This window comes from Shewanella zhuhaiensis (assembly GCF_022484835.1).
GTDB classification, from domain to species: Bacteria; Pseudomonadota; Gammaproteobacteria; order Enterobacterales; family Shewanellaceae; genus Shewanella; species Shewanella khirikhana.
Map to the genome: position 1 here is coordinate 312,428 of NZ_JAKUDL010000004.1, position 22,783 is coordinate 335,210.

Consider the following 22,783-nt stretch of genomic DNA (forward strand, 5'->3'; position numbering starts at 1 on the left):
CGAAGGATGAGGGAATGATGGAATCTTCTGCCGCGTTCATGACACGCTTCAGCAATCCTGGATTGATGAAGTCTCTGGTGGGAATCGCGTTGTTTTTTGGTGTATCAACGGCAGCTCTGGCGGCCAACCGTCTGGTCGATGTGAAGTATCACAATGTGATAGACAGCCAGTTGGAGCTGGAGTTGGTGTTTGAAAATCCAATAACCGAGCCCGAAGTTAACCTCAATGCATCGCCTGCCAAAATCTTGCTGTCATTTGATGACAGTGTTTCCGGTCTGGCTGCGCCTTCTCTGGCTGTTAATCGTGGTGGCGTAACTGAGCTGCAGGCTCAGCAGCAGGATACCGATTTGGTTGTTGCGGTAAACTTATCAAAAGTTCTGCCATACCAAGGTGCTGTAGTGGGTAACAGCTATCGCTTAACGGTCAATGATGCAGTAGTAAGTGAAGCTGCCGCCGATACTGCTGTAGCCTCCGGTGCCTATGTTAATGGTGTAAAGAACATTGATTTTCGCCGCAATGGTAAAGGTGGTGGGGAGCTAATTGTTCAGCTTAATAACACCAAAGTTGCTGCGGATGTCGAGCAAATCGGTGCCAAGTTGGAAGTGAAGTTCTATAACACAGATATTCCGCAGGATATGTTGTATGTGATGGACGTGCAGGATTTTGCCACGCCCGTGAAGAGCTTCGAAACCTTCAAAGACGATTTGGTTACCCGCATTCTTATCGATATAGGTGGCGAGTACGAGTACAACTATGTTCAGGAAGCGGCTCAGTTCAAACTGTCGATGAACAAGGTTGTGCGTCAGGCTTCAGTAAAGCCAGAGAAGAAGTACAACGGTAAGACTTTATCACTGAACTTCCAGAATATTTCTGTACGTACCGTGCTGCAGCTCATCGCGGATTACAATAACTTTAACCTGGTGACCAGTGATTCTGTTCAGGGTGACATTACCTTGGTTCTGGATGATGTACCTTGGGATCAGGCCTTGGATCTTATTCTGAAAACCAAAGGTCTGGATAAGCGAATCGAAGGCAACATCCTGATGGTTGCACCTGCTGAAGAGCTTGCAGTCCGCGAGAGCATGGACTTGCGTAATCAGCAGGAAGTGCAGGAACTTGCGCCGCTGTATTCTGAATACATGCAAATCAACTATGCCAAGGCAAAAGATATTGCTGAGCTGCTCAAGAGCAAAGACTCAAGCCTGCTCACCGAGCGTGGCAGTGTCGCTGTGGACGAGCGCACCAATACCCTGCTGGTGAAAGATACTGCTGAAACCCTGCTGGCAGTGCGCCGCATGATTGATGTGCTGGATATCCCTATTCGTCAGGTATTGATTGAATCCCGCATGGTCACAGTAAAAGACAATGTGGCAGAAGATTTGGGTATTCGCTGGGGCATCACCGACCAGCAAGGTACCAAAGGCACTTCTGGCTCATTGGAAGGTGCACAGAACATTGCCAATGGCATCGTTCCTGCTATCAGTGACCGACTCAATGTAAATCTGCCTGCACCCACCAATGCTGCCAGCATTGCATTCCATGTCGCTAAACTGGCCGACGGCACTGTATTGGATATGGAACTGAGTGCGTTGGAGCAGGAAAACAAGGGCGAAATTATTGCCAGCCCACGTATCACTACTTCTAACCAGAAGGCGGCTTACATTGAGCAGGGTGTTGAAATCCCTTATGTGCAGGCTGCATCCAGTGGTGCTACCACTGTTACCTTTAAGAAGGCGGTTCTGTCACTGCGGGTTACACCACAAATTACACCCGATAATCGTGTGATCCTCGATTTGGAAATCACTCAGGATAGTCAAGGTGAAACTGTGGACACGCCTACTGGCCGCGCAGTGGCAATCGATACTCAACGTATCGGTACCCAGGTTCTGGTAGACAACGGTGAAACCATAGTACTTGGTGGTATCTATCAGCAAAACCTTATCAGCCGTGTAAGCAAGGTGCCTGTGCTGGGTGATATCCCACTGGTTGGCTTCCTGTTCAGAAACACGTCGGACAAAAACGAACGTCAGGAACTGCTGATTTTCGTGACACCCAAGATTGTCACTGAAAAAATCTGATAGTCTTTTAAACAGCAGAGGTCGGCATATGCCGGCCTCTTTGTTTTGGGCGTGAACCAAAGTTTTCTGCGTGATCCGGATATCTGACTTGCCATGGTTACCTCCAAACTGAGATAATCCCCGGTCAAGTCTCTTTAGAGCAAGGTATTGAGTTCGCCGCCTCTTTCAGAGGTTGGTATAGGTAGATAATTCATAAAAGATTCAGACGTATAAGAAATGGCTGAAAAACGTAATATTTTTCTGGTAGGCCCTATGGGCGCGGGCAAGAGCACAATAGGCCGTCATCTGGCGCAAATGCTGCATCTGGAATTCCACGACTCGGATCAAGAAATTGAAAGCCGTACCGGTGCGGACATCGCCTGGGTGTTTGACGTGGAAGGGGAAGAAGGTTTCCGTCGCCGTGAGGCGCAGGTAATTGCCGATCTGACCGAGAAGCAAGGCATAGTGCTGGCGACTGGCGGTGGCTCTGTTCAAAGTAAAGACATCCGTAACTTCCTGTCTGCCCGTGGCATCGTGGTTTACCTCGAAACCACCATCGACAAGCAGGTAGCCCGTACTCAGCGTGATAAACGCCGCCCACTGTTGCAGGTGGACGACCCTCGCTCAGTACTCGAGACACTGGCAGAAAGCCGTAACCCTCTTTACGAAGAGATTGCGGATCTGGTGGTGAAAACCGACGACCAAAGTGCCAAGGTTGTTGCCAATCAAATCATCGAACAATTGGGGTTCTGACGCAGCATGACACAAATTCAGGTTGATCTGGCAAATCGTAGTTATCCGATCCACATTGGCCCGAATTTGTTTAGTCAGGGAGCATTATTTGCCCCACTGGTGCGTGGCAAAAAGGTTCTCGTTGTCACTAACGACACCATTGCCCCCCTCTATCTGGACAAGATCACCGCTACCCTGTCTGCCGACGCGGCTCAGGTAGAGGCGGTGATCCTGCCGGATGGTGAACAGTACAAAACCCTCGAATATTTAAATCGCATCTTCGATGCGCTGCTCGAAGGGAATTATGCCCGTGATTGTCTGCTGCTGGCTTTGGGGGGCGGCGTTATTGGTGATATGACCGGCTTTGCCGCCGCCAGTTACCAACGTGGCGTTGATTTTATTCAGGTTCCCACCACCTTGCTGTCGCAGGTGGATTCCTCTGTTGGTGGCAAAACTGCCGTCAATCACCCTCTTGGTAAAAACATGATTGGCGCCTTCTATCAGCCTAAGCTGGTTGTGATAGACACCGATTGTCTGGCGACCTTACCGGGGCGTGAATTTGCTGCTGGTATGGCTGAGGTGATCAAGTACGGCATCATTTGGGACAGCGAGTTTTTCAGCTGGCTCGAAGCCAATGTCGATGCACTCAAATCGCTTGAGCAAAATGCTATTACCGAGGCCATCGCCCGTTGTTGCCAGATTAAGGCTGACGTAGTGTCTCAGGATGAAACCGAACAGGGCGTCCGGGCACTGCTGAACCTCGGGCACACCTTTGGTCACGCTATCGAAGCAGAAATGGGCTATGGCAACTGGCTGCATGGTGAAGCCGTGGCGGCTGGCATGGTACTTGCTGCACAAACCTCGGTAACACTGGGGCTAATCGATAAGTCAATTCTTTGTCGCATTACTGCGCTGATCCAGGCATTCGATTTGCCCGTCCTGGCTCCGGAGTCCATGGACTTTAACAGCTTTATTAAGCATATGCGGCGAGACAAAAAAGTACTCGGAGGTCAATTGAGGCTGGTTCTGCCTCTTGGAATTGGTCAAGCCGAGGTCAGCAGCCAGGCAACCGATGCCGACCTGGCCGAGGTCATTCGCCGCCCCTGACTGTGGGTGAACAATGACATTTTCGCTATCGGTACTCTTACCTTCCCAGGAAGCCCTGTTGCAACGCATGCAACACATGGCTTGCTACAGCCAGCAACTGGTGGTGGCACTGGGTGAGGAGGGGGCCGGTAAGTCCACCCTGCTGACGGCTCTGGTCAGCGAGCAGGAAGAATACAACTCAGCCTTGGTAGTGTGCCCAATGCACGCCGATGCCGCTGAAATCCGCCGTAAAATCCTTATCCAGCTTTTATCTGAGCCTTTGTTCGACGATGAAGAGCCCTTGGGAAACACCCTTGGCCGCTTTGCGTCGGCGTTATCTCAGCCGATCCACATTCTCATTGATGATGCGCACCTGTTGCCACTTGAGCTTTGGGCGGAGTGTCTGTTGTTATCGCAGCAAAAATGTGCTGGTCGGCCCATCGCAATCACCTTTGCCTGCGAGCCTGCAAAGGCGCGTGCGCTTTACGCGGAGCTTGGCAGCGCCCAGCGTGGCTTGATGGCGCCCATCGATATTGAGCCCTTGCCGCTGGGTGAGCGCGAAGCACTGTACTACACCCTGATAAGCCGCAGCGATGATGTGCCTTATGTGCCCCGGGATATTATTAAAACCCAGCTTGAGCAGCAGGCGGGAAGGCCCGGTGAAGTGATTGCCTTACTGGAACTGGCGCTGGCGCCCAAAACTGACGTTGCAGTGTCCCGTAAAGGTCTGTGGCGAGTGCTCGCAGTGGCTGCGGTTACCTTGCTGGTCACAGCGGGGCTTTGGGGTGTAATCAGCGGTCATCCCGGGAAGATCAATCCCACATCAAACCCCTCAACCACCCAAACAGCCAGCACAGATGCCAGAGCTTACGCAGAGTCTGAAGGCAGACACCAGGCTAGCGGTTTGCTGTCTCCCTTTGGTGAGTGGCGACTTAAGCCCTATTTTGCCAATCGAAAACAGGCATTGGATGCCGCGCTGCAAGCCGAGCAAGAAGCAATGACTGCTGCTTTGGAGCAGGAGCAAGCCGACCTGGCGCTGCTGGCTGAAGCCAGAGCATTGGCGGAAGTCGAAACTGCCGATACCCTAAGATCAGCCAGTGTGAGTCCGGCTGCTGCAATTACCAAATCAGACGCGCCTGTCTCGCAGGTAAGCACCAAAACAGATATGAGCGCGGCGACGCAGCATGGCGGTGTTGGCGCTAAACCGGTTGGCGCTAAGGCTGCTGATGTTAGGACGAATAGCGACAAGACCCGCGACCCGAAAACCAAAGGCGTTCAAGTGACCACGCAGGGCGTAGCGGCCGACACAAAGCCAGCAGCAAATACCACGAAAGCAGCGGCCATAGCCGTTGCGACCAACATTCAGCTGCCCAAACAAGGCTACACCCTTCAGATAGCCACCGTTGGCAAACGTGAGTCGGCAGATGTGATCCTCAAGCGTCTGGCAAAAGAGCCCAATCTCTATCTGGTGCTGTACCGGGACAAATTGGTGATTTTGCAGGGCAACTACAGCAGTCACGCCGAGGCTGACAGCCAGGCGGATTCCTTGCCGCAACGTTACGGTGGTGGTAAGCCCTGGGTGCGTGCATGGAAGGATTTGGGGACTTATCAGCCGATTGAAGCGGTATCCGGCGGTGAAATTTCCAATTAAAGGAAGTACAATCAGATGCTTCTTATTTCTTCCGGCGACTTTTCCCAACCATGACGATTAAACAAAGAGCCTTTCTCAAGTGGGCCGGTGGCAAGTTCAAGCTGATGGACGACATTCGTCAGCATCTGCCCAAGGGAAAGCGTCTGGTTGAGCCATTTGTGGGTGCCGGTTCGGTTTTTTTGAACACCGACTACAATTCATATCTTCTTTGCGATATTAATCAAGATCTTATTGGGCTCTACAAAATTGTGCAGCGTCAGCCTGAAGACTACATTCAGGCGGCGAGGGCTTTGTTTTGCGATGAGATGAATAACAAAGAAGCCTATTACGATATCCGTAAGCGCTTCAACAGTACCCGCGACGCCTTCAGTCGTGCTGTGTACTTTTTGTATCTGAATCGCCATGGATTCAATGGCTTGTGCCGCTACAACCGCAAGGGTGAGTTCAATGTGCCCTTTGGTTCCTACAAAAAGCCCTACTTTCCTGAGCAGGAAATTCGTGCCTTTTCCGTGAAAGCCAAGCGAGCCGAGTTTTTGTGCATCAGCTATGAGCAAGCCTTCGAACTGGCAAACAAGGGGGACGTGATTTACTGCGACCCGCCCTATGCGCCACTGTCTACGACTGCCAGTTTCACCACCTATGTTGGCGCAGGCTTTACTCTGGATGACCAGGCGCTGCTGGCGCGTCATTCTCGTCATACCGCCATCGAGCGTGGCATTCCCGTGCTTATCAGCAACCATGATATTCCGCTGACCCGTGAGCTCTACCATGGCGCCAGGCTGGGAACCGTGCGGGTGCAGCGCAATATCAGCCAAAAGGGCAGCGGCCGCAATAAGGTGGATGAGCTGATGGCGCTTTACGATGAGACTTACCATCTGGAGTCGCTGGACTGATCCAGTCTGTCACTGACCGGCGATTGGCGAGATGCTCGAAAGGATGCGGGCCGTTAGTTTGGCAGCACCATACCGACCAGCCAGAGCAGTCCGGCCACCAGGCAAGCAGCCAGAAAAATACCCATCAAAATAAAAGGTACCGGGGAATCGGTGCTGAAATCTTTTTGTCTTCGCTGGTCAGATTGCACGCCAAAGAAGGCTGCGACAGTGCTGGTGAGTACCCGAATAACGGACCGAAACACGGCGCTTAACGCTGGCTGGCCGCCGGATTATCGGTAGGCTTGCTGTCGTGGCCGTGGAGCAACTCCAGCAAATCGAGGAAATGGAACTGAGTGGTGCGGCTGCTGCCGGAAAGCCAGGACTTCCAGCTCAAATCCTGAGACTGGGTGGCACAACGGTTGTTGGGGTGACTGGCTGGCAGGCTGTTGTTGTAGCTGGTGCTGGCACTGCATACGCAGGCAGAAGTGCCGGGATCTTTGGCGCTGGCCTGATACACCACACCACCAATAACCACAGATGCCGCCACGGATAAGACCATGACTGCCTTAATATTGGCAAATCGGCGTGGTGCATGTTGCGGGTTGTTGGTGTCCATCGTCACTTCCTTCGAGACATCCCTTCGAGACAGAGACTAGCCTCGGGATTATAACAAAAGCGTGCGCTTTTTGAACAATTTTCTTTCATCTGCATCGGCATAGGCCAGTGAATAGTGCCATACCCTGTGGCCGAGGCCATAAAAACAACAGAAAGTACGGAAAAAATCAGTGAAATCGGGTAAAATATGCGCCCTCCCATTTTCAGCCAGAGACTCTGAATTATGCGTCCTTACCTGATTGCTCCTTCGATTTTGTCTGCCGACTTCGCCCGTTTGGGTGACGATGTCAAAGCTGTGCTCGATGCCGGCGCCGATGTGGTTCACTTCGACGTGATGGACAACCACTATGTGCCTAACCTGACTATTGGCCCCATGGTGTGTAAAGCGCTGCGTGACTATGGCATCACTGCCGACATCGATGTGCACCTGATGGTAAAACCTGTCGATCGCATTATTCCTGATTTCGCCAAGGCCGGTGCGTCAATCATCACCTTCCATCCGGAAGCGTCCGAGCACGTTGACCGTACTCTGCAACTGATCCGTGACCACGGCTGCAAGGCTGGCCTGGTATTTAACCCGGCTACCCCGCTGCACTACCTCGATTACGTGATGGATAAGCTGGATGTGATTTTGCTTATGTCAGTCAACCCGGGCTTTGGCGGTCAGTCTTTTATTCCAGCCACCCTGGACAAGCTCAAGCAGGTGCGTGAGCGCATCGATGCCAGCGGCTTTGATATTCGTCTTGAAGTCGATGGCGGCGTGAAAGAAGACAATATCGCGGAAATTGCTGCCGCCGGTGCCGACATGTTTGTCGCGGGCAGTGCCATTTTCGGCAAGCCGGATTACAAGGCCGTAGTAGACAGAATGCGTGCCGAGCTGGCCAAGGTGAACGCGTAATGCTGCTCGCTGAACGTATCCGTGCCATTGCCTTTGATTTGGATGGCACCCTGGTGGACAGTGTGCCGGATCTTGCCGCTGCCACCAACGACACCTTAAAAGAGCTGAAACTGCCCCAGTGCAGCGAAGATCTGGTACGTACCTGGGTAGGTAATGGCGCCCGGGTATTGATTGCCCGCGCCCTGACCCATGCCCTCGGCCGTGATGTTACCGGCTCCATGCTTGACGATGCCATGCCCATGTTTATGCAGCATTATGAGCGTCATCTTGAGCGTCACAGCCGCTTGTATGATGGGGTAAAAGAAACCCTCAACGAGCTGTCGGCGCTTGGCTTCAGAATGGCGATTGTTACCAACAAGCCGCACAAGTTTACCTTGCCGCTGCTCAAGGCGTTCGGCATTGATAACCATTTTGAGCTGATCCTCGGCGGTGACTCTCTGGCGCGGATGAAGCCGGACCCACTGCCGCTGACCCACATTATGGACAGCTGGGCCCTTGGCCCGAACGAGCTTCTGATGGTCGGCGACAGCCGCAACGATATTCTGGCTGCCAAAGCGGCTGGAATTGCATCCTTTGGCTTGACCTACGGCTACAACTACGGTGAAGATATTGGGCTTTCCGGCCCAGATGCCGTATGTAACACCTTTGCAGAGATCTTGACCCGCCTGAAGGCGGCAGAATAACACGGAGTAAGCAGCAACATGACCAAACCCATTGTACTCAGCGGCGCGCAGCCATCCGGCGAGTTGACCATAGGCAACTACATGGGCGCACTCCGTCAGTGGGTGGCGATGCAGGACAGTCATGATTGCCTGTATTGCGTGGTGGATTTGCACGCTATCACTGTGCGTCAGGATCCGGTTGCCCTGCGCGAAGCTTGCCTCGACACCCTGGCGCTGTATCTGGCCTGCGGCGTCGATCCGAAAAAGAGCACTGTGTTTATTCAGTCTCAGGTGCCGCAGCACACCCAACTGGGTTGGGTACTGAACTGCTACACCCAGATGGGTGAGCTGTCGCGTATGACTCAGTTCAAGGACAAGTCACAAAAACACGCCAACAACATCAACGTGGGCCTGTTTGGCTACCCGGTTCTGATGGCGGCTGACATTCTGGTGTACCAGGCCAACCAGATTCCGGTTGGTCAGGACCAAAAGCAGCACCTCGAACTGACCCGCGATATCGCCATTCGTTTCAACAACGCCTATGGCGACACCTTCACCGTGCCTGAGCCTTTCATTCCACCAGTGGGTGCCAAGGTGATGTCGTTGCAGGACCCAACCAAGAAGATGTCCAAGTCAGATGACAACCGCAACAACGTGATTGGTCTTTTGGAAGATCCCAAAGCGGTGATGAAAAAGCTCAAGAAAGCCATGACCGACAGCGACGAGCCGCCAGTCGTGCGCTTCGATATCGACAACAAGCCCGGCGTTGCTAACCTGCTGAGCCTGATGTCCGGTGTGACCGGTCAGAGCATAGCGTCACTGGAAGCCGAGTTTGAAGGCAAGATGTATGGCCACCTCAAGGTTGCCTGCGGCGAAGCCGTAGTTGGCATGCTGGAGCCGCTGCAAGCCCGTTTCCGAGAGCTGCGTGAAGACAAAGCCTTCCTCGAAGCCGTGATGCGCGATGGCGCCGAAAAGGCCCAGGCCCGCGCCGAAGTTACCATCAAGAAGGTATACGAGAAGATTGGTCTGCTGGTGTAAGCCAGACCGCAAACGAAAAATCAGCCCAGATGGCTGATTTTTTTATGCCCGCGGGCCGTGAATTTAACCCTGCCTTAAATAGTTTCGGCCCTGGCCTGCGCCTTTATCCAGCCGGCAAAGGCTGCCATGGCGGGCTCGTTCAGGCGCCGCTCGCGGCAACCAAAGTGAAAGCCAAAACCGGTTTCCAGCGCGGGCCAGGGCAGGGCCACCAGCTTACCGGCGGCAATATCGGCCTCCACAATGAAATCGCAGGCCAGTGCTACCCCTTGCCCGGCAATGGCGGCCTCAATGGCCAGCAGTACATGGCTGTAGCTTTGCAGTTGACTGCACGACAGCGGCAACTGGCGGGTCTCGGCCCAGCGTTGCCAGTCAGGGCCTATATCGACCTCATCCACCGACAGCAGCGGTAGGCTGTCCAGACTCGCAGGTAAGGTCAGCGACTCGCCCAGGGTGCTTTTGAGCATCTGTGCCAATGGCGGGCTGCAAACCGGGATCAGCCGCTCTGGTCGTAATAGCGTCTGCCAAAAGCCTTTTTGTTGCTGTACACCGCAGATAAACATGTCCGCCACCTGATCCGATATTTGCGGATCGCCACTGACCATTTCGAGGTGAATTCTGACTCCGGGATGCTGGCGCCGGAAATCACTCAGCCGCGGAATAAGCCACTTCACCGCAAACGAGCTGTACACCGCCAGCCTCAGTTCACGGCTATCGCCTTCGTTGAGCTGACGGCACAGGCTGTCGAGTCCATCCAGTGCCGACTGCACCCCCAAAAACAGCTGCTGACCTTTGCCTGTCAGTGTCAGTTCCCGCCCTTTACGGCTGAAAAGCGGTTGCCCCAGATGCTGCTCCAGCGCCCGCACCTGATGCGAGACCGCGCTTTGAGTCAGGCACAGCTCGGTCGCCGCGCGGGAAAAATGCAGATGTCGGGCAGCCGCTTCAAATACCTGAAGCGCCCTTAACGGCGGCAGTTTACGCATGTGAAACCTGCGGATTGAATAAGGAATTAATGCATGAATCTAATTCATGCTTAAAGAAAAAACATCATTTTTAATAATAATTTGTGGGCGATATCATGCCCCGGAACGCATGAGCTGAGGTGATGTAACGTGCAAAGAGCCACCCTGATTGGCCTGGGATTGCTGATATTCGGCAATATCTTCAGTGCCCTGTATGACGTATCGGTTAAGTGGCTGCCTGACGATGCCAATGGGGCCAGTTTTTTGCTGCTGCGCCAGCTCACCTCGGTACTCATGTTGTTGCCACTCTGGTGGCTTGCCGGGCGTCCGGCGACCAATCATCTTCCGCTCCACCTTTGGCGCGCCGGCATAGGTGTTGTTGGCGCGCTCTTTTTAATTCTTGGGCTGATGGCGCTGCCATTGGCGACTGTCAGTTCGCTGTTCTATTCCGCGCCGCTGATGATCATGCTGCTGGGCTGGTGGCTGCTGGGAGAGCGGGTGAGTGCCGGCCAATGGGTGTGCGCCCTCCTGGGCTTTGCCGGGGTGCTGATTATTCTGGCGCCAACCGAACTGGGCTGGGCCGGACTTATGGTGCTGGGCGCTGCACTGACCTTCTCGCTGTGTCAGCTGTCGTTAAGAAAGTTGCCGGTGACTGAAAGCCCTGTGCTGACCATGCTGCTGTACAATCTGCTTGGACTGCCCATCGCGCTGATCTTTGCTGCATTCAATAATTTTGTCGGCTTCAGCTGGCCGCTGCTGTGGGTGGCGCTGGCGAGCAATCTGTTCCTGATGGCCTATCACTGGTTTTGCGTTTTGGCGTATCGCCGGGCACGGGCGGCCGACATTGCGGTGGCCGAATACAGCGGCCTGCTGTTTATCGTGACACTGGGCTGGCTTTGGTTTGATGAATGGCCTGGAGAGGCCGTGTGGTGGGGGGCTGCGCTGGTGGTGTTACCGTCGGCGGCGTATCCCCTGCTCGCCCGCCTTTGGCAGGCCAGAGGAAACTCAGCACTTATTCGTCCGACTCAAAGGCCTTAATGATCAAAGACCTGAGTGGCTTTGGGTACACCGGCAGTATCGCGGCTAACTTAGGCCGCCATGTCTGCCTGGGAACGGGGAATAAGCGCCAGCAGTAAGGCTTCGCCGTTTTCGGTTACAGCCTCTACGTGGCTTTACCCGGTGTTACTCGACGTACTCAAAGACCTTAATGACTTTACGTACACCGGCGGTGTTACGGGCAACATCCACCGCGAGGTCGGCCTGCGAGCGGGGGATAAGTCCCAGCAGGAAGACTTCGCCGTTTTCAGTCACCACTTTCACCCGGGTAATATCCAGCGTCTTTTCATTCAGCATGCGTCCCTTCACCTTGGTGGTGATCCAGGTATCGTTGCTGCGGGTGGTAAAAGACGTGGGGTTGCCAATGCGGATCTGATTGTGGATTTTGCCGCCGAGCTTCAGATCCTGCACGATTTTCACCGCTTTATCTCTCAGAGTCGAGTTGGGTGCCTGACCTATCATCAGCACGCTGGTATTGACGACCACGGCGGTGATATTGGTTTTGGCTTTTAACTCTTCGTCTTTCATCAAGGCGCTGGCAATCACAAAGTCGGCGTTGGTGTCATCCAGCTGCGTTGATATGGAACGTTCGTCATTGGCCATCACGGCGCCACCGACGGCGCCCACCATCACGGCGCCGGCACAACCGGTGAGTGTGATACAGGCGAGAGCGGTCAGCAGCAGTCGGGTCATGCCTGTTCGTCCTGTGGGAACAGAGTGCGGTCGATGTTGTCGCACAGGCAGTGGATCACCAAAAGGTGCACTTCCTGAATGCGGGCAGTTACGTTGGATGGCACGCGGATTTCCACGTCGCTGGCACCCAAAAGGCCCGCCATGGCGCCGCCGTCTTTACCGGTCAGAGCCACAATGGTCATGTCACGGCTCAGGGCTGCTTCCATGGCTTTAATCACGTTGGATGAGTTACCACTGGTTGAGATGGCCAGCAGTATGTCTCCGGGCTGACCCAGTGCCAGAATTTGCTTCGAGAACACTTCGTCGTAGCTGTAATCGTTGGCAATGGCGGTCAGGGTAGAGCTGTCCGTGGTCAGCGCAATCGCAGGCAGCGGTGGACGTTCTACTTCATAGCGGTTAAGCAGTTCGGCCGAGAAATGTTGGGCATCACCGGCGCTGCCGCCGTTACCACAGGCGAGGATCTTGTTACCGCCCAGCAGGCAGCCAACCATCATTTCAGCCGCCTTGGCAATGGATTCTGGCAGGGCTTCTGCGGCATCGATCTTGGTCTGGATCGACTCGGTAAAGCTGTCTTTGATACGTTCTAACATGGCGGATCCTTACAAAATAAACTGGCGCTATCATGCCATAAAGCAGCGCGGGAGTAGAGAGCAAGGGGGTAAATTGTTGTTCATAACACCCAAATCTTACCAAGTAGCTGAATGCTAAAAGGCATCTTTGAGCCAGGTCAGCTGATCGCCGGTAATGGCAACCACATCAAAACGGCAGGGAGCATCAATGCGATGGCATTGCAAAAAGTGGTTGGCTGCGCGTCTGAGGCGCCCTTGCTGGGCATGGGATAGGGCATCAAGCGCATCGCCGAACCCTTTCGGCGTGCGGAATTTTACCTCCACAAACACCCAAGTTCGGCCATCGCGCATCACCAGATCCAGCTCACCGAAGGGATAACGCACATTGCGCGCTTCAAGCTTAAGCCCCTGTTTAAGCAGGTGCTTTACTGCCATGTCCTCGGCGAGCTGGCCTGTGTTCACAGCGGCCTCAGCACGCCTCGCTGGATTTTGCCCCAGGAGAGCTGACGTTTGATCACCCCTTCATGGGTGACCGACAACACACCACCACGACCCTGGAACTGATAACCGGGGAAAGCCCGCATCTGTGCCAGCTTATCCACCAGATCCAATGCATCCCAGCCCATAATAAACAGGCGCTTCTGGCCGTTATTCCAGCTTGGCCACAGGGCGTTGACGTCGCGGGCCTCGTCGGAGATTTGCATCAGCCAGGGGATGTCACTCACCATCACATTGTTGAATTCCTGCGGCACCTGATGGCTGTTGTCCTGAGGCCGGGCGCGGCTTGAGGTATACATGGGCACAGGATCGGCAAACACCGAGAAGCTCACATCGATAAATGGCTTAAGTAGCTGAATCTCTTTGGGACTGGCAATCATGTAGATGGCGTCTATGTCCTCGCGGGAGCGGAACTCGGCTTCGAGTTTGCGTCCCATAATTTCCTTCATGCGGGCAATGCGCGCCTGGCTGTCGAGTACACCCAGGGCGCGCTGCACAGTGAGCTTCATTTCATTGCCCTGCTCGAAGTAATGCACTTCGGCCGGGTCCTGGGTTTGCTGTTGCCAGGTTTGGTTGAAGGCCTCGGCCATACGGCGACCTGTGGCATCGGCACTGGCCAGCAGCAGTGGTTTCTCCACGCCATCGCGGTACAAACGCTCGGCGGCGTCACTGGCTTCCTCGGAAGGAGACAGCGAGAAGAAGAACTTGTCGATATCGGCGCTGAACTGACCCAGCTGGTTCAGATACAACCTTGGCACCAGTTGCTGCTCGGGTGTCTTGGGCATGGCCTCAATGGCTTCGATGGCCGCAGGCAGCAAAGGGCCGATAATAAAGTTGGCACCTTCGGCCAGCGCTTGCTGGTAAGCCGCCACCGGATTGGCGGCGCTGTCATAAAAATTCACGGTGCGCTGTTGATCATCCGCCGCCAGATAGCCGGCCAGGATCCCCTGCTTGATGGCGTAACCTGCCGCGGCGGCGTTGCCGGACAAGGGCAGCAGCACTGCCACATTGCCGGTGTTGTATGGCTTGGCATTGAGGGCGCGATCCAAATCGGTTGGCAGTCTGGCGGCAGCGGGGTGGAAGGGGTTTTCCCGTTGCCAGTCACCCAGATAGCGCACCAGTGTCTGTGGGTCTATCGCATAGTGTTTGGCGATAAAGGCAAGCTGCAGCCAGCCTTTGTATAGCGGTGAGCGGGCATCCTGCATAAAGGCTTCGATAGTTTCTTCATGCATAGGTGCCAGGGTTTTCCAGAGCCGGTCGTTGACTTCGGCAGCCTCGGCGGGGCTTAAATATTTGCCCAGCTCCGCCAGTTCTCGCACCTCTTCCATAGGCTGCTTTTGGGCCCGGAACAGCTGCGAGCGCAGCTGGTGATAAGAAACCCACTGCCAGTCTGGCAGTTTCCAGTGGCTGGGGTAATTCAGTGCTTTCAGGGCGGCGGCCAACTCGCCGTTTTGCTCCAGGGCTCGGGCGGTGAGATATTTGAATTCCGCCTGAATTTCCGTGTCCTGTGCCAAACCTGCCTTAATGGAGCCGAGTAACTGGGCGGCACCCTGCGGGTTGCCCTCGTTCAGCATCGCATGGGCGGCCAGCAACTGGTAGCGGCTGCGGGACTGGTTATCCCGCGTCGACTCGGCCAGTGCCAGGTACTGAGTGGATGAAAGTTCGGCCTTGACCAAAGAAACGGATCCCTGAGGTTGGCTTACATCTGTCCTTGGTGTGCTGCCGCAACCTGCCAATAAAGACAGGAACAGGGCAACACCTGCGAGTTTCAATTGATTCCGGCTTTTCAACACTTGGCTTCACTCTGGTAAAATGCTGCGTTAAGTTTAACCTTCTCCGGCCCGGGGTTAAAGCCTTGGCCATCATACTCCAGAGGTAATTATGTCCCTGCCCCCAGCGCTTTATATCGTTCCGACCCCCATAGGTAACCTGGGGGACATGAGCCCGAGGGCCGTTGAAATCCTCCAATCGGTGAGTTTGATTGCCTGCGAAGACACCCGTCACTCCGGGAAATTATTCAGCCATTTTGGCATCAACACCCGCACCACCTCGGTGCATGACCATAACGAGCGCGCCCGTGCCCAGTGGATTATTGAGAAGTTGGCTGCGGGCGAAGCCGTGGCGCTGGTGAGCGATGCAGGTACGCCGCTGATTTCAGACCCTGGCTATCATCTGGTGTCCCAGGTACGTGAAGCAGGCTTTAAGGTAGTGCCACTGCCGGGCCCCTGCGCAGCCATCACGGCGCTGAGCGCCTCCGGGCTGCCGTCGGATCGTTTCTCGTTCGAAGGCTTCCTGCCCGCCAAAGACAAGGGTCGCACCGATAAACTCACTGGGCTGCGGGAAGATCCTCGGACCCTGATTTTTTATGAGTCTCCCCACCGGATTTTGCAAACACTTGAATCCCTGGTGGCGGTCTTCGGTGCCGATAGACCTATGGTGATGGCCCGCGAACTCAGTAAAACCTTTGAAACCTTTATCAGCGGCACCACCGCTGAAGTGCTGGCGGTGGTTCAGGCCGACAGCAATCAACAGAAGGGTGAGATGGTGCTGATGTGCCACGGTTTTGTGGCCGAAGAAGACGAAGAAGCCATTCCTGCCAAGGCGATGGAAACCTTAGGCCTGCTGGCGGCCGAGCTGCCACTGAAAAAGGCCGCGGCCATGGCGGCGCAAATCCACGACCTGAAGAAAAACGCCCTCTATAAGGCGGGTCTGGCAGCAGGGCTGTAAGCCGGGTTTGACCTTTATTGGCGAAAGCCCTTGGTCGGCTCAGGTCATTGGGCTATAATCCGCGCCGAGCCGACTGGGCAGTCGCTGCGTTCGCAAGAACGGGGAGGAAAGTCCGGGCTCCATAGAGCAGGGTGCCAGATAACGTCTGGGCGGCGTAAGCCGACGACAAGTGCAACAGAGAACAGACCGCCTGCCTTCGGGCCGGTAAGGGTGAAACGGTGCGGTAAGAGCGCACCGCGCGGCTGGCAACAGTTCGTGGCAAGGTAAACTCCACCCGGAGCAAGATCAAATAGGGTTCCTTATGGCGTGGCTCGCGTTGGAACCGGGTAGATTGCTTGAGCCTGCGAGCGATTGCAGGCCTAGAGGAATGGCTGCCACTCCTTTCGGGGAGAACAGAACCCGGCTTACAGGTCGGCTCACCAATTTGCCAAAAAGGCCGCCTCAGGGCGGCCTTTTTGCTGTCTGTCATTTGCTCAGGCGGGCTGAATGTCTGCCACGGTTGCCGTTTGCCGCGGCTCTTCAAGCTGCCGCAGGTGCGCACTCAGCCAGGGTAACAGCTCGGTTATCGGCATGGGGCGTGCAAATAAAAAGCCCTGCAAAAAATGCACGCCTGCGGCGCTCAGGTACTCAGCCTGCATCTGGGTTTCCACCCCTTCGGCTACAATCAGGTATTCCAGCTTGTGCGACAAGGCAATGATGCTGTCGAGCACATGGGTACTCATATCGTCGCGGCCAATGGTGTCCACAAAGCACTTGTCGATTTTCAGGTAATCCAGCGGCAGGGTTTGCAGCAGTGCCAGCGATGTTTGACCGGTGCCGAAATCGTCGATGGCAATTAATACCCCCTGGCGGCGAAAGCCTTCAATCTGCCCGGCAATGTCCGGGGCTATCAGAGTGCGCTCGGTGATTTCCAGCAGGGTTTGTACCCCAGCGGCCGATAAGCAGCGTTGCAGCTCGGCGAAGTTGCTGCCACCGCCCAGGGCGAGCTGGGCTGCCGACAGATTGAAGCCAAGCTTGAACCCCCGGGGAAAGTGCAGCCCGGAAAAATCGGCCATGGCCAGGCTGAACACCCGCTCGGTAAGGGCCGGCATCAAGCCGTGCTCTTCGGCGAGGGGGATGAAAATGTCCGGCCTTACCGCGCCCAGGTGTGGATGGCGCCAGCGCAGCAGCGCCTCAACTCCTGCTACCTCGCCTCGGGTCGTCAGCACTGGCTGGTACGCCAGATAAAACTCGTCTGCCGCCAGCCCGCGCTGTATGTCGTCCACCATGGAGCTTCGCCTTAAGAGGTACTTGCGCCACCAGTGCAAGGCTCCAAAGGCCAGCAGCATGCAGACCGGCAGTATCAACATCAGATAATGCCAGAAGTTGCTTTTGGCATATTCGCGGTTGGACTCCAGCAGCAACCGAATTCCGGGGATGGCGGAGTGGTATACCTCCAACCCCGGAGTTAAATTGGACAGTTGGTTATCAAACAGTCGAATACGGGCAATGGGCTGCTTAAGCGGGGTCTGAAAGCCATCCAGCATCAGTTGGGCATCCAGCACCGACACCACGGTAAAGTCGCGGGTATCGTCCCGGCCAACCACCACAATCGCCGGGCTATCGGGTAAGGCCGGGGTGCCAGGCACCGCAAACACGGCGCCGTTGCTTAAGTCCCACAGCGGCACAATCTTTTCTTTGGGTTCGGTGATGGAGCCAAATTTGGACGAGCAATAAAAGGTATCGCCTTTGAGCAGCAGACTGCCACGAAAATATTCCCTGAAGGCGGCCAACTGCGCCAGTCGGCGACACTCATCTTCGTCGCTGCTGCTTAACATGCGCTGGTTGATATCCTGAGCCACATGAATGAGCCCGGTCAGGCGTTTGTTTGCAAATTCCGCCAACACCCGAACGTCTTGCTTTGCTTCCTGCACAGCAAACCAGGCGCTGAGCCCAAAGGCCATCAGCGCGCAGCTGAGAAACCACAATGTCGGTGCCCGCCATTGGGTTGCACGGTTTGTTGTCTGCATAAGGTAAAACGTCTAAAAAATGCACTGAGGGCGGGCATTATAGCCAGTGACGGCAACCGGGCCGGTTACCTTTTGTATCAGAAGGGCATGTTCCAGCTGGGATCGGGTGGAAAAGAGACGGAAGTTGGCGACATCTGCCACTGGCTCAGGGGGGTATCAAAGGCGCCCTGGGCCATGAGTTTGACAATCAGGCGGTTAAAGCGGGCCACCCGTTCCCGCTGACCGGGCTTGGGCTCAAAGGCCAGACAATACTGAACCCCAGACACCGCCGGCAGGAAGTTCAGCGGCCCGATACCCTCTTTGGCGGCATACCAGGCGCCCACGTCCCGATTAACGAAATACGCATGAAAACGCCCCTTTTGCAGCATCCGCAGCGGCAGTTCATTTCCCTGGGGGAACTCTACAATCTGAAATCCCTGGCCGTGCTGTGTTTTTAGACTCTGGTTCAGTTTGACCAGTTCAAAGTGAGTATTGGAGGGGACAAACACCCCTACCTTGTGCTCAGCGAGTGCCGTAAGTGCCTGGGGAGCGAAGGGTGGGCGGCTGTAGAAGCCGTATTCGGTTTCCAATAACGGCAGCGAAAACAACATATGCTGCGCCCGCACCTCGTTCCAGCCCAGAAACAGCGCATCGACTTCACCACTGGCCAGCAGCTGTTTGGCGCGGGGGTTAGGCACCAGCCGCAGTTCACAGCCCTCCGGCAGGGCATTGCATACCACCCGGGTGAGTTCAATCAGCGCGCCTGTGGGCTGGCCGTTGTCGTTGTAACTGAAGGGAGCAAATTCATGGAAGCCGATACGCAGCGGCGCGCTGAGCACGGCGCTGGGCAGTAGGGCGCCAGTCAGCACGGCGAGCAGAGCAAGCCGCATCCACAGCCGGGATCTTGGCAGCAGGTTTGGGCTTGGCACTCGCAACATGGGCAGCATCCAATCGGGTTACTGCAGTTAAGTGTAGTTCAGCGCCAAGGCAAGCCCGGGGGGATCAGAAGCGGTTTTTCACCAGGAAGCGCCACTCCCAGCTGTCGACGTGCTCGCCGCTTTGGAACGGCATGGTCAAATCGATGTGGGCGACGTTGCCATAGCTGGAGCGGGACGAGTAAATCCGGGCGCCTATGCCGATGGCACCAATGGGGCCGGATACTTCGTTCAGGTCGGCCTCGGGGCCACCGAAGGCATTACCCACGTCGATAAAGGCTGCCCAACCCAATTCGGCCAGTTGGTACAGGTTGATGTTGGGGTAGTTGCGGATTTCGGCACTCAGCAGCCACTGATGATCGCCATGCTGATAGTCGTTGGGATAACCCCTAAGCCCGGTTTCATCCCCCAGCGCCAGAGTGGTGTCCACGTAGGTGTTGTTGGAGGTGCCCAGCACGGCTTTGCCGTAGGCGGTCCACTTGGGATTGATTTGATAGAAGTATTCGGCGACACCTTGCAGCTGATAGTTGTCCTTCTGGCTGGTGTTGAAGGTACCGCGCCCTTTCAGCGATAACAGCAGCAAGCTGTCTTCCGAGCCAAAACCGCGGGAGGACTGAATGCCCACATGGTAGCCGGGCATGTCGTCGCGGGTGTCGTTGGTCTCCAGCCCCAGGGTGAAATAGTGCTGCCAGCCGAGGTTAAAGTCTTCGTTGTAATTAATCAGATGCACATTACGCAGCACCCGATAATCGTCCTGAATGTACTGCCAGCCCACCCAGGGATAGAGGAAGTCGCGGTCCTGCGGCAGGTCAGCATCGGGGTACACATCGGTTTTCTCGAAGCTGTGCTTATCTTCAGTAATGCCCACAATCCAGCGGCTCAGGTGGCCATTGTCTTTGCTGGCCAGCCAGCCGTATCTGAGGTTGATGTAATCGACGCTGTGTTCAAACTCGTTCACCTCAATGCCGTTTTGGCGCAGGGTGTCGATGCGGGTGTCGTTGAGCGCCTCGGCGGAATACATAAGTTTGCCATCGAGGGTGTAGAAGGGGCGCTCAAAATACACGTGTGCCGCCTGGCCGTCGCTGTTGTCGTAAAAATCGGCCGCCAAGGTGCCGTGGGGCACTATGGTCAGCGGCATATCAAAGGCGACCTTATAGCCGGTTCTGTCCTGATTAGCCTGATATTTCAGCCTGGTACGAATGCCCGTGCCCAGCAGGTTGTCTTCTTTGATACCGAAGGAGTACTTGGTGTCGCCGCCGCTGCGCCCCAGGCTGACAGTGGGCAGCAGTGACCAGTTATCCCAGGTTTCCACCACCACATCTTTGTGACCATTGGCCTCGTCGGCGTCCGGATCCTGCTCGGCAAACTTGATGGTGGCGTCGCGAAGATAGGGTTCGGCCCGCAGTAGTCGCTGGGCTTCATCCAGATCTTTTTGGGTCACGGCATCGGCTTCTTTAAAGCTCAGCAGGCTTTTTACCGTGGATTCGCGGGTGTTGATGTGCAGGAAGTTGGCCCAGCGGTGGATAAAAAAGGCGTCCGGATCGGATTCATCGAAAATGGGATGGCTGATTATGACTATGTTGCCCACATTACTGGGGTTGACTGCGGGGGCTGCGGTTTCGGCTTTCGGCGCTGTCTCGGCCACCGCGCTACAGGCGAGGGGCAGAGCCAACATCAAAGCGCCGTTGAGTCGGAGTTTTGTTGCCATTGCCATCCCCTTTGCAGCCGTAGGTCTCTACATTTCATTAACACCGTAAGCCGGGGGATAGTCAAGGCAGCTTTGAAAAAAACTTAAATTGTTACTTAAGCTTAAGTGAAATAAGGGGCTGGCACTTTCGACTGCCAGCCCCTGAAAATCAGAGGGTTCTGCGCGGCGGAACGGCCACGTTGGCGAAGATCAATCCGGCAATCAGTGACATGAAAATCAGGAATATCTGCGAGCCGATATGGGCCTGATTAAGCATGGTTTCGCCCGAGATAAGTACGTTCAGACCTATGTAGGTTTTGCTGCCGGGTACCAGGATAACTATGCCCTGCAGCAGGGCAATCGAGGCCGGTGCCTTCATCCAGCGGGCAAACAGGTTCGAGTAGATACCCACGGCGAAAGCGCCGATAAAGATACCTATGCTGTCACCCAGGTAAATACCACCGGCCATGGCCGAGAAGAAGGCGACAATACCGGCCAGCACCCCCCAGGGCGCATCTTTCATGCGTGCCTTGAAGATAATCACCAGCGCCATCGACAAAATGGGCACCGCTGACCACACCGCCAGCTTGGGCACGGGCTGGGGCTCAACATAAATCGCCTCACCAAACAGTGCCTTACCTACCACCATGCCCAGAATGGCACCGAAATAGAGTTTAAACAGCAACATCACCGCATCCATGATGCGCATGGTGCCGGACATCAGATCCCGCGCGGCAAGCTCTGCCAGCCCCAGGGTGAGGGCAAGGCCGGGAATAAAGATGATGATGCCCGAAAGGATAACCACGGGAATATTGATGCCCGGATCGAACTGGCTGATGCCGGTGGCGGCAAGGGCGCAGACAATGGCGGACAGTGGCTCGAGCATTTCGGCCATCCGCTTGGAGCGCTCGGCGCGATGCACCAGACCATACACAATCAGCCCCAGCATGCCTGACCAGAACACATCGTTCCAGCCGCTGCCCATCAGCATCGCAAAGGCGGCGGCCGATGAGCCAAACGCCAGCAGGGTCAGCAGCGGGCCGTAGGGATTGGGTTTGTTGATGATTTCTTCGAGGCGGTCCATGGCTTCCTGCAGCGTGCGTTTGCCGCTGATAAGCTCATCCACCAGTTCGTCGGTGCGGGCCAGTGAGCCCAAATCCAGGTCGCCTGGCTTTACCCGGGCAACGTGGTTGTATTCCTGATCGGCGTCGTGCTGCAGCACAAAGGTCATCGAGGTGGGCGAAATCAGGAAGTAGCCCTCAATGCCCAGCATGCGGGAAACGTTCTGCAGGTGGCCTTCCAGCCGATATGCCGGGGTACCAAACTTGTGCAGCGCCTTACCCAGCTTGATGATAAAGCGACGTTTTTCAATAAATTCTGCGTTATCCACGCGTGGTCCACTCGCCGTTAGAAATAGTCAGCCTGTACCCCATGCTCAGGCGCGCGAATAATACCCTAAGTTGCAGCCAAAGGGTTAACGGGATTTAATGGCGATGCAAACAATATTGCCACCTGGAGAATTATATGCCGCTTTCGGTAACAGCCTTGTATGTCAGTCTTTCGGCCCTGCTCATGTTGGTTTACGCCTGGGGAGTAGTACGCATTCGCAAACGGGAAAAAATCGGCCTGGGCTCTGCAGACAATAAGGCGCTGGAAATCGCCATGCGGGTTCACGGCAATTTTCTTGAATATGCCCCCATGTTCCTGCTGCTGTTGGCATGTGCCGAAATGAATGGCCTCAGTGCTTTGTATCTGCACGCCATGGGCGCGGCCTGGCTGGTGGCCAGAGTGCTGCACGGTATTGGCCTCAGTCACGGGCGCGGCGGTTACCATCCGGGACGCTTTTACGGCACCCTGATCACCTGGCTGCTGATCAGCGCCGCCGCGGTAATTAATCTGGGCCTTTGGGTGCTTGGCACGCCCCAATAATGGCCCCAACAACAGTTGACAAAAAAACTCGGGTTTTGGTGGTTTTTTGGTCACACTTAAGGGCGGAGTCCTGTTATACTCCGCGCCCTTGAAATGCATCGCCAGCGGGCGGTGTCTGTTGTGATTAGCAT

Annotated in this window: 22 protein-coding genes and 1 other RNA gene; 12 read left to right on the forward strand and 11 right to left on the reverse strand. The window is 55.3% G+C overall.

The window, feature by feature from the left end; all coding sequences use genetic code 11:
* Positions 1 to 17 precede the first annotated feature (17 nt).
* The 5 genes from MJ923_RS13410 (at position 18) to MJ923_RS13430 (ending at position 6,419) form a co-directional block, all read left to right on the forward strand.
* On the forward strand, positions 18 to 2,078 hold the full coding sequence (locus MJ923_RS13410; RefSeq protein WP_240591633.1) for a type IV pilus secretin PilQ: 2,061 nt from the start codon (positions 18 to 20) through the stop codon (positions 2,076 to 2,078).
* A 216-nt stretch (positions 2,079 to 2,294) separates the two neighbouring features.
* Positions 2,295 to 2,810: a shikimate kinase AroK gene (gene aroK, locus MJ923_RS13415; RefSeq protein ID WP_126168547.1), complete on the forward strand. Its 516-nt coding sequence runs from the start codon at positions 2,295 to 2,297 to the stop codon at positions 2,808 to 2,810.
* Positions 2,811 to 2,816: 6 nt separating this feature from the next.
* A complete protein-coding gene (gene aroB / locus MJ923_RS13420) occupies positions 2,817 to 3,896 on the forward strand; it encodes a 3-dehydroquinate synthase (RefSeq protein ID WP_240591531.1) in 1,080 nt (359 codons plus the stop codon).
* Positions 3,897 to 3,909: 13 nt separating this feature from the next.
* Positions 3,910 to 5,526 carry an AAA family ATPase gene (locus tag MJ923_RS13425; RefSeq protein ID WP_240591532.1) on the forward strand — a complete coding sequence of 539 codons (1,617 nt, stop codon included), beginning with the start codon at positions 3,910 to 3,912 and terminating at the stop codon, positions 5,524 to 5,526.
* Positions 5,527 to 5,576: 50 nt separating this feature from the next.
* On the forward strand, positions 5,577 to 6,419 hold the full coding sequence (locus MJ923_RS13430) for a Dam family site-specific DNA-(adenine-N6)-methyltransferase (RefSeq protein ID WP_126168544.1): 843 nt from the start codon (positions 5,577 to 5,579) through the stop codon (positions 6,417 to 6,419).
* Between the two features lie 53 nt (positions 6,420 to 6,472).
* Here MJ923_RS13430 and MJ923_RS13435 read toward each other — a convergent pair whose 3' ends face one another.
* Positions 6,473 to 6,661 (reverse strand): DUF2970 domain-containing protein, encoded by a 189-nt coding sequence (locus tag MJ923_RS13435; RefSeq protein ID WP_240591533.1) that lies wholly within the window; start codon positions 6,659 to 6,661, stop codon positions 6,473 to 6,475.
* Positions 6,662 to 6,666: 5 nt separating this feature from the next.
* On the reverse strand, positions 6,667 to 7,014 hold the full coding sequence (locus MJ923_RS13440) for a hypothetical protein (protein WP_126168542.1): 348 nt from the start codon (positions 7,012 to 7,014) through the stop codon (positions 6,667 to 6,669).
* Positions 7,015 to 7,236: 222 nt separating this feature from the next.
* On the opposite strand from MJ923_RS13440, the gene rpe reads away from it, so the two are divergent.
* The 3 genes from rpe to trpS are packed head-to-tail and all read left to right on the forward strand — an operon-like array spanning position 7,237 to position 9,611.
* A complete protein-coding gene (rpe, locus tag MJ923_RS13445) occupies positions 7,237 to 7,911 on the forward strand; it encodes a ribulose-phosphate 3-epimerase (protein ID WP_126168541.1) in 675 nt (224 codons plus the stop codon).
* Positions 7,911 to 8,594, forward strand: coding sequence for a phosphoglycolate phosphatase (locus tag MJ923_RS13450; RefSeq protein WP_240591534.1), 684 nt, complete (start codon positions 7,911 to 7,913; stop codon positions 8,592 to 8,594). The genes rpe and MJ923_RS13450 overlap by 1 nt, the downstream gene beginning before the upstream one ends.
* Positions 8,595 to 8,612: 18 nt before the next feature.
* A complete protein-coding gene (trpS, locus tag MJ923_RS13455; RefSeq protein ID WP_240591535.1) occupies positions 8,613 to 9,611 on the forward strand; it encodes a tryptophan--tRNA ligase in 999 nt (332 codons plus the stop codon).
* A gap of 74 nt (positions 9,612 to 9,685) precedes the next feature.
* Here trpS and MJ923_RS13460 read toward each other — a convergent pair whose 3' ends face one another.
* Entirely contained in the window at positions 9,686 to 10,591 is a 906-nt protein-coding gene (locus tag MJ923_RS13460) for a LysR substrate-binding domain-containing protein (RefSeq protein WP_240591536.1), read from the reverse strand.
* A 129-nt stretch (positions 10,592 to 10,720) separates the two neighbouring features.
* Here MJ923_RS13460 and MJ923_RS13465 point away from each other — a divergent pair, with 129 nt between their 5' ends.
* On the forward strand, positions 10,721 to 11,608 hold the full coding sequence (locus MJ923_RS13465) for a DMT family transporter (protein ID WP_240591537.1): 888 nt from the start codon (positions 10,721 to 10,723) through the stop codon (positions 11,606 to 11,608).
* 144 nt (positions 11,609 to 11,752) lie between these two features.
* On the opposite strand, the gene MJ923_RS13470 is transcribed toward MJ923_RS13465, so the two are convergent.
* From MJ923_RS13470 to MJ923_RS13485, 4 genes are all read right to left on the reverse strand, one after another.
* Entirely contained in the window at positions 11,753 to 12,319 is a 567-nt protein-coding gene (locus MJ923_RS13470; RefSeq protein ID WP_126168536.1) for a BON domain-containing protein, read from the reverse strand.
* Complete coding sequence (locus MJ923_RS13475) at positions 12,316 to 12,909, reverse strand: phosphoheptose isomerase (RefSeq protein ID WP_240591538.1); 594 nt, start codon at positions 12,907 to 12,909, stop codon at positions 12,316 to 12,318. The genes MJ923_RS13470 and MJ923_RS13475 overlap by 4 nt, the downstream gene beginning before the upstream one ends.
* 114 nt (positions 12,910 to 13,023) lie before the next feature.
* The gene (locus MJ923_RS13480; RefSeq protein ID WP_240591539.1) at positions 13,024 to 13,350 is read right to left on the reverse strand and encodes a YraN family protein; all 327 of its coding nucleotides are present in this window, start codon (positions 13,348 to 13,350) and stop codon (positions 13,024 to 13,026) included.
* Positions 13,347 to 15,179 carry a penicillin-binding protein activator gene (locus MJ923_RS13485; protein ID WP_240591540.1) on the reverse strand — a complete coding sequence of 611 codons (1,833 nt, stop codon included), beginning with the start codon at positions 15,177 to 15,179 and terminating at the stop codon, positions 13,347 to 13,349. The genes MJ923_RS13480 and MJ923_RS13485 overlap by 4 nt, the downstream gene beginning before the upstream one ends.
* Before the next feature lie 88 nt (positions 15,180 to 15,267).
* Between MJ923_RS13485 and rsmI the strand changes: the two genes are divergently transcribed.
* Together rsmI and rnpB are read left to right on the forward strand one after the other, a co-directional pair.
* The gene (gene rsmI, locus MJ923_RS13490) at positions 15,268 to 16,113 is read left to right on the forward strand and encodes a 16S rRNA (cytidine(1402)-2'-O)-methyltransferase (protein WP_240591541.1); all 846 of its coding nucleotides are present in this window, start codon (positions 15,268 to 15,270) and stop codon (positions 16,111 to 16,113) included.
* 65 nt (positions 16,114 to 16,178) lie between these two features.
* Positions 16,179 to 16,536, forward strand: an RNA gene (gene rnpB / locus MJ923_RS13495) — RNase P RNA component class A.
* A gap of 50 nt (positions 16,537 to 16,586) precedes the next feature.
* On the opposite strand, the gene MJ923_RS13500 is transcribed toward rnpB, so the two are convergent.
* The 4 genes from MJ923_RS13500 to MJ923_RS13515 form a co-directional block, all read right to left on the reverse strand.
* Positions 16,587 to 18,056 (reverse strand): EAL domain-containing protein, encoded by a 1,470-nt coding sequence (locus MJ923_RS13500; RefSeq protein WP_240591542.1) that lies wholly within the window; start codon positions 18,054 to 18,056, stop codon positions 16,587 to 16,589.
* 143 nt (positions 18,057 to 18,199) lie between these two features.
* Complete coding sequence (locus MJ923_RS13505; protein WP_240591543.1) at positions 18,200 to 19,039, reverse strand: substrate-binding periplasmic protein; 840 nt, start codon at positions 19,037 to 19,039, stop codon at positions 18,200 to 18,202.
* Positions 19,040 to 19,103: 64 nt separating this feature from the next.
* On the reverse strand, positions 19,104 to 20,750 hold the full coding sequence (locus MJ923_RS13510) for a BamA/TamA family outer membrane protein (RefSeq protein WP_240591544.1): 1,647 nt from the start codon (positions 20,748 to 20,750) through the stop codon (positions 19,104 to 19,106).
* Between the two features lie 142 nt (positions 20,751 to 20,892).
* A complete protein-coding gene (locus MJ923_RS13515; protein ID WP_126168528.1) occupies positions 20,893 to 22,113 on the reverse strand; it encodes a threonine/serine exporter family protein in 1,221 nt (406 codons plus the stop codon).
* A gap of 134 nt (positions 22,114 to 22,247) precedes the next feature.
* Between MJ923_RS13515 and MJ923_RS13520 the strand changes: the two genes are divergently transcribed.
* On the forward strand, positions 22,248 to 22,652 hold the full coding sequence (locus MJ923_RS13520; protein ID WP_240591545.1) for an MAPEG family protein: 405 nt from the start codon (positions 22,248 to 22,250) through the stop codon (positions 22,650 to 22,652).
* Positions 22,653 to 22,783: the final 131 nt, after the last annotated feature.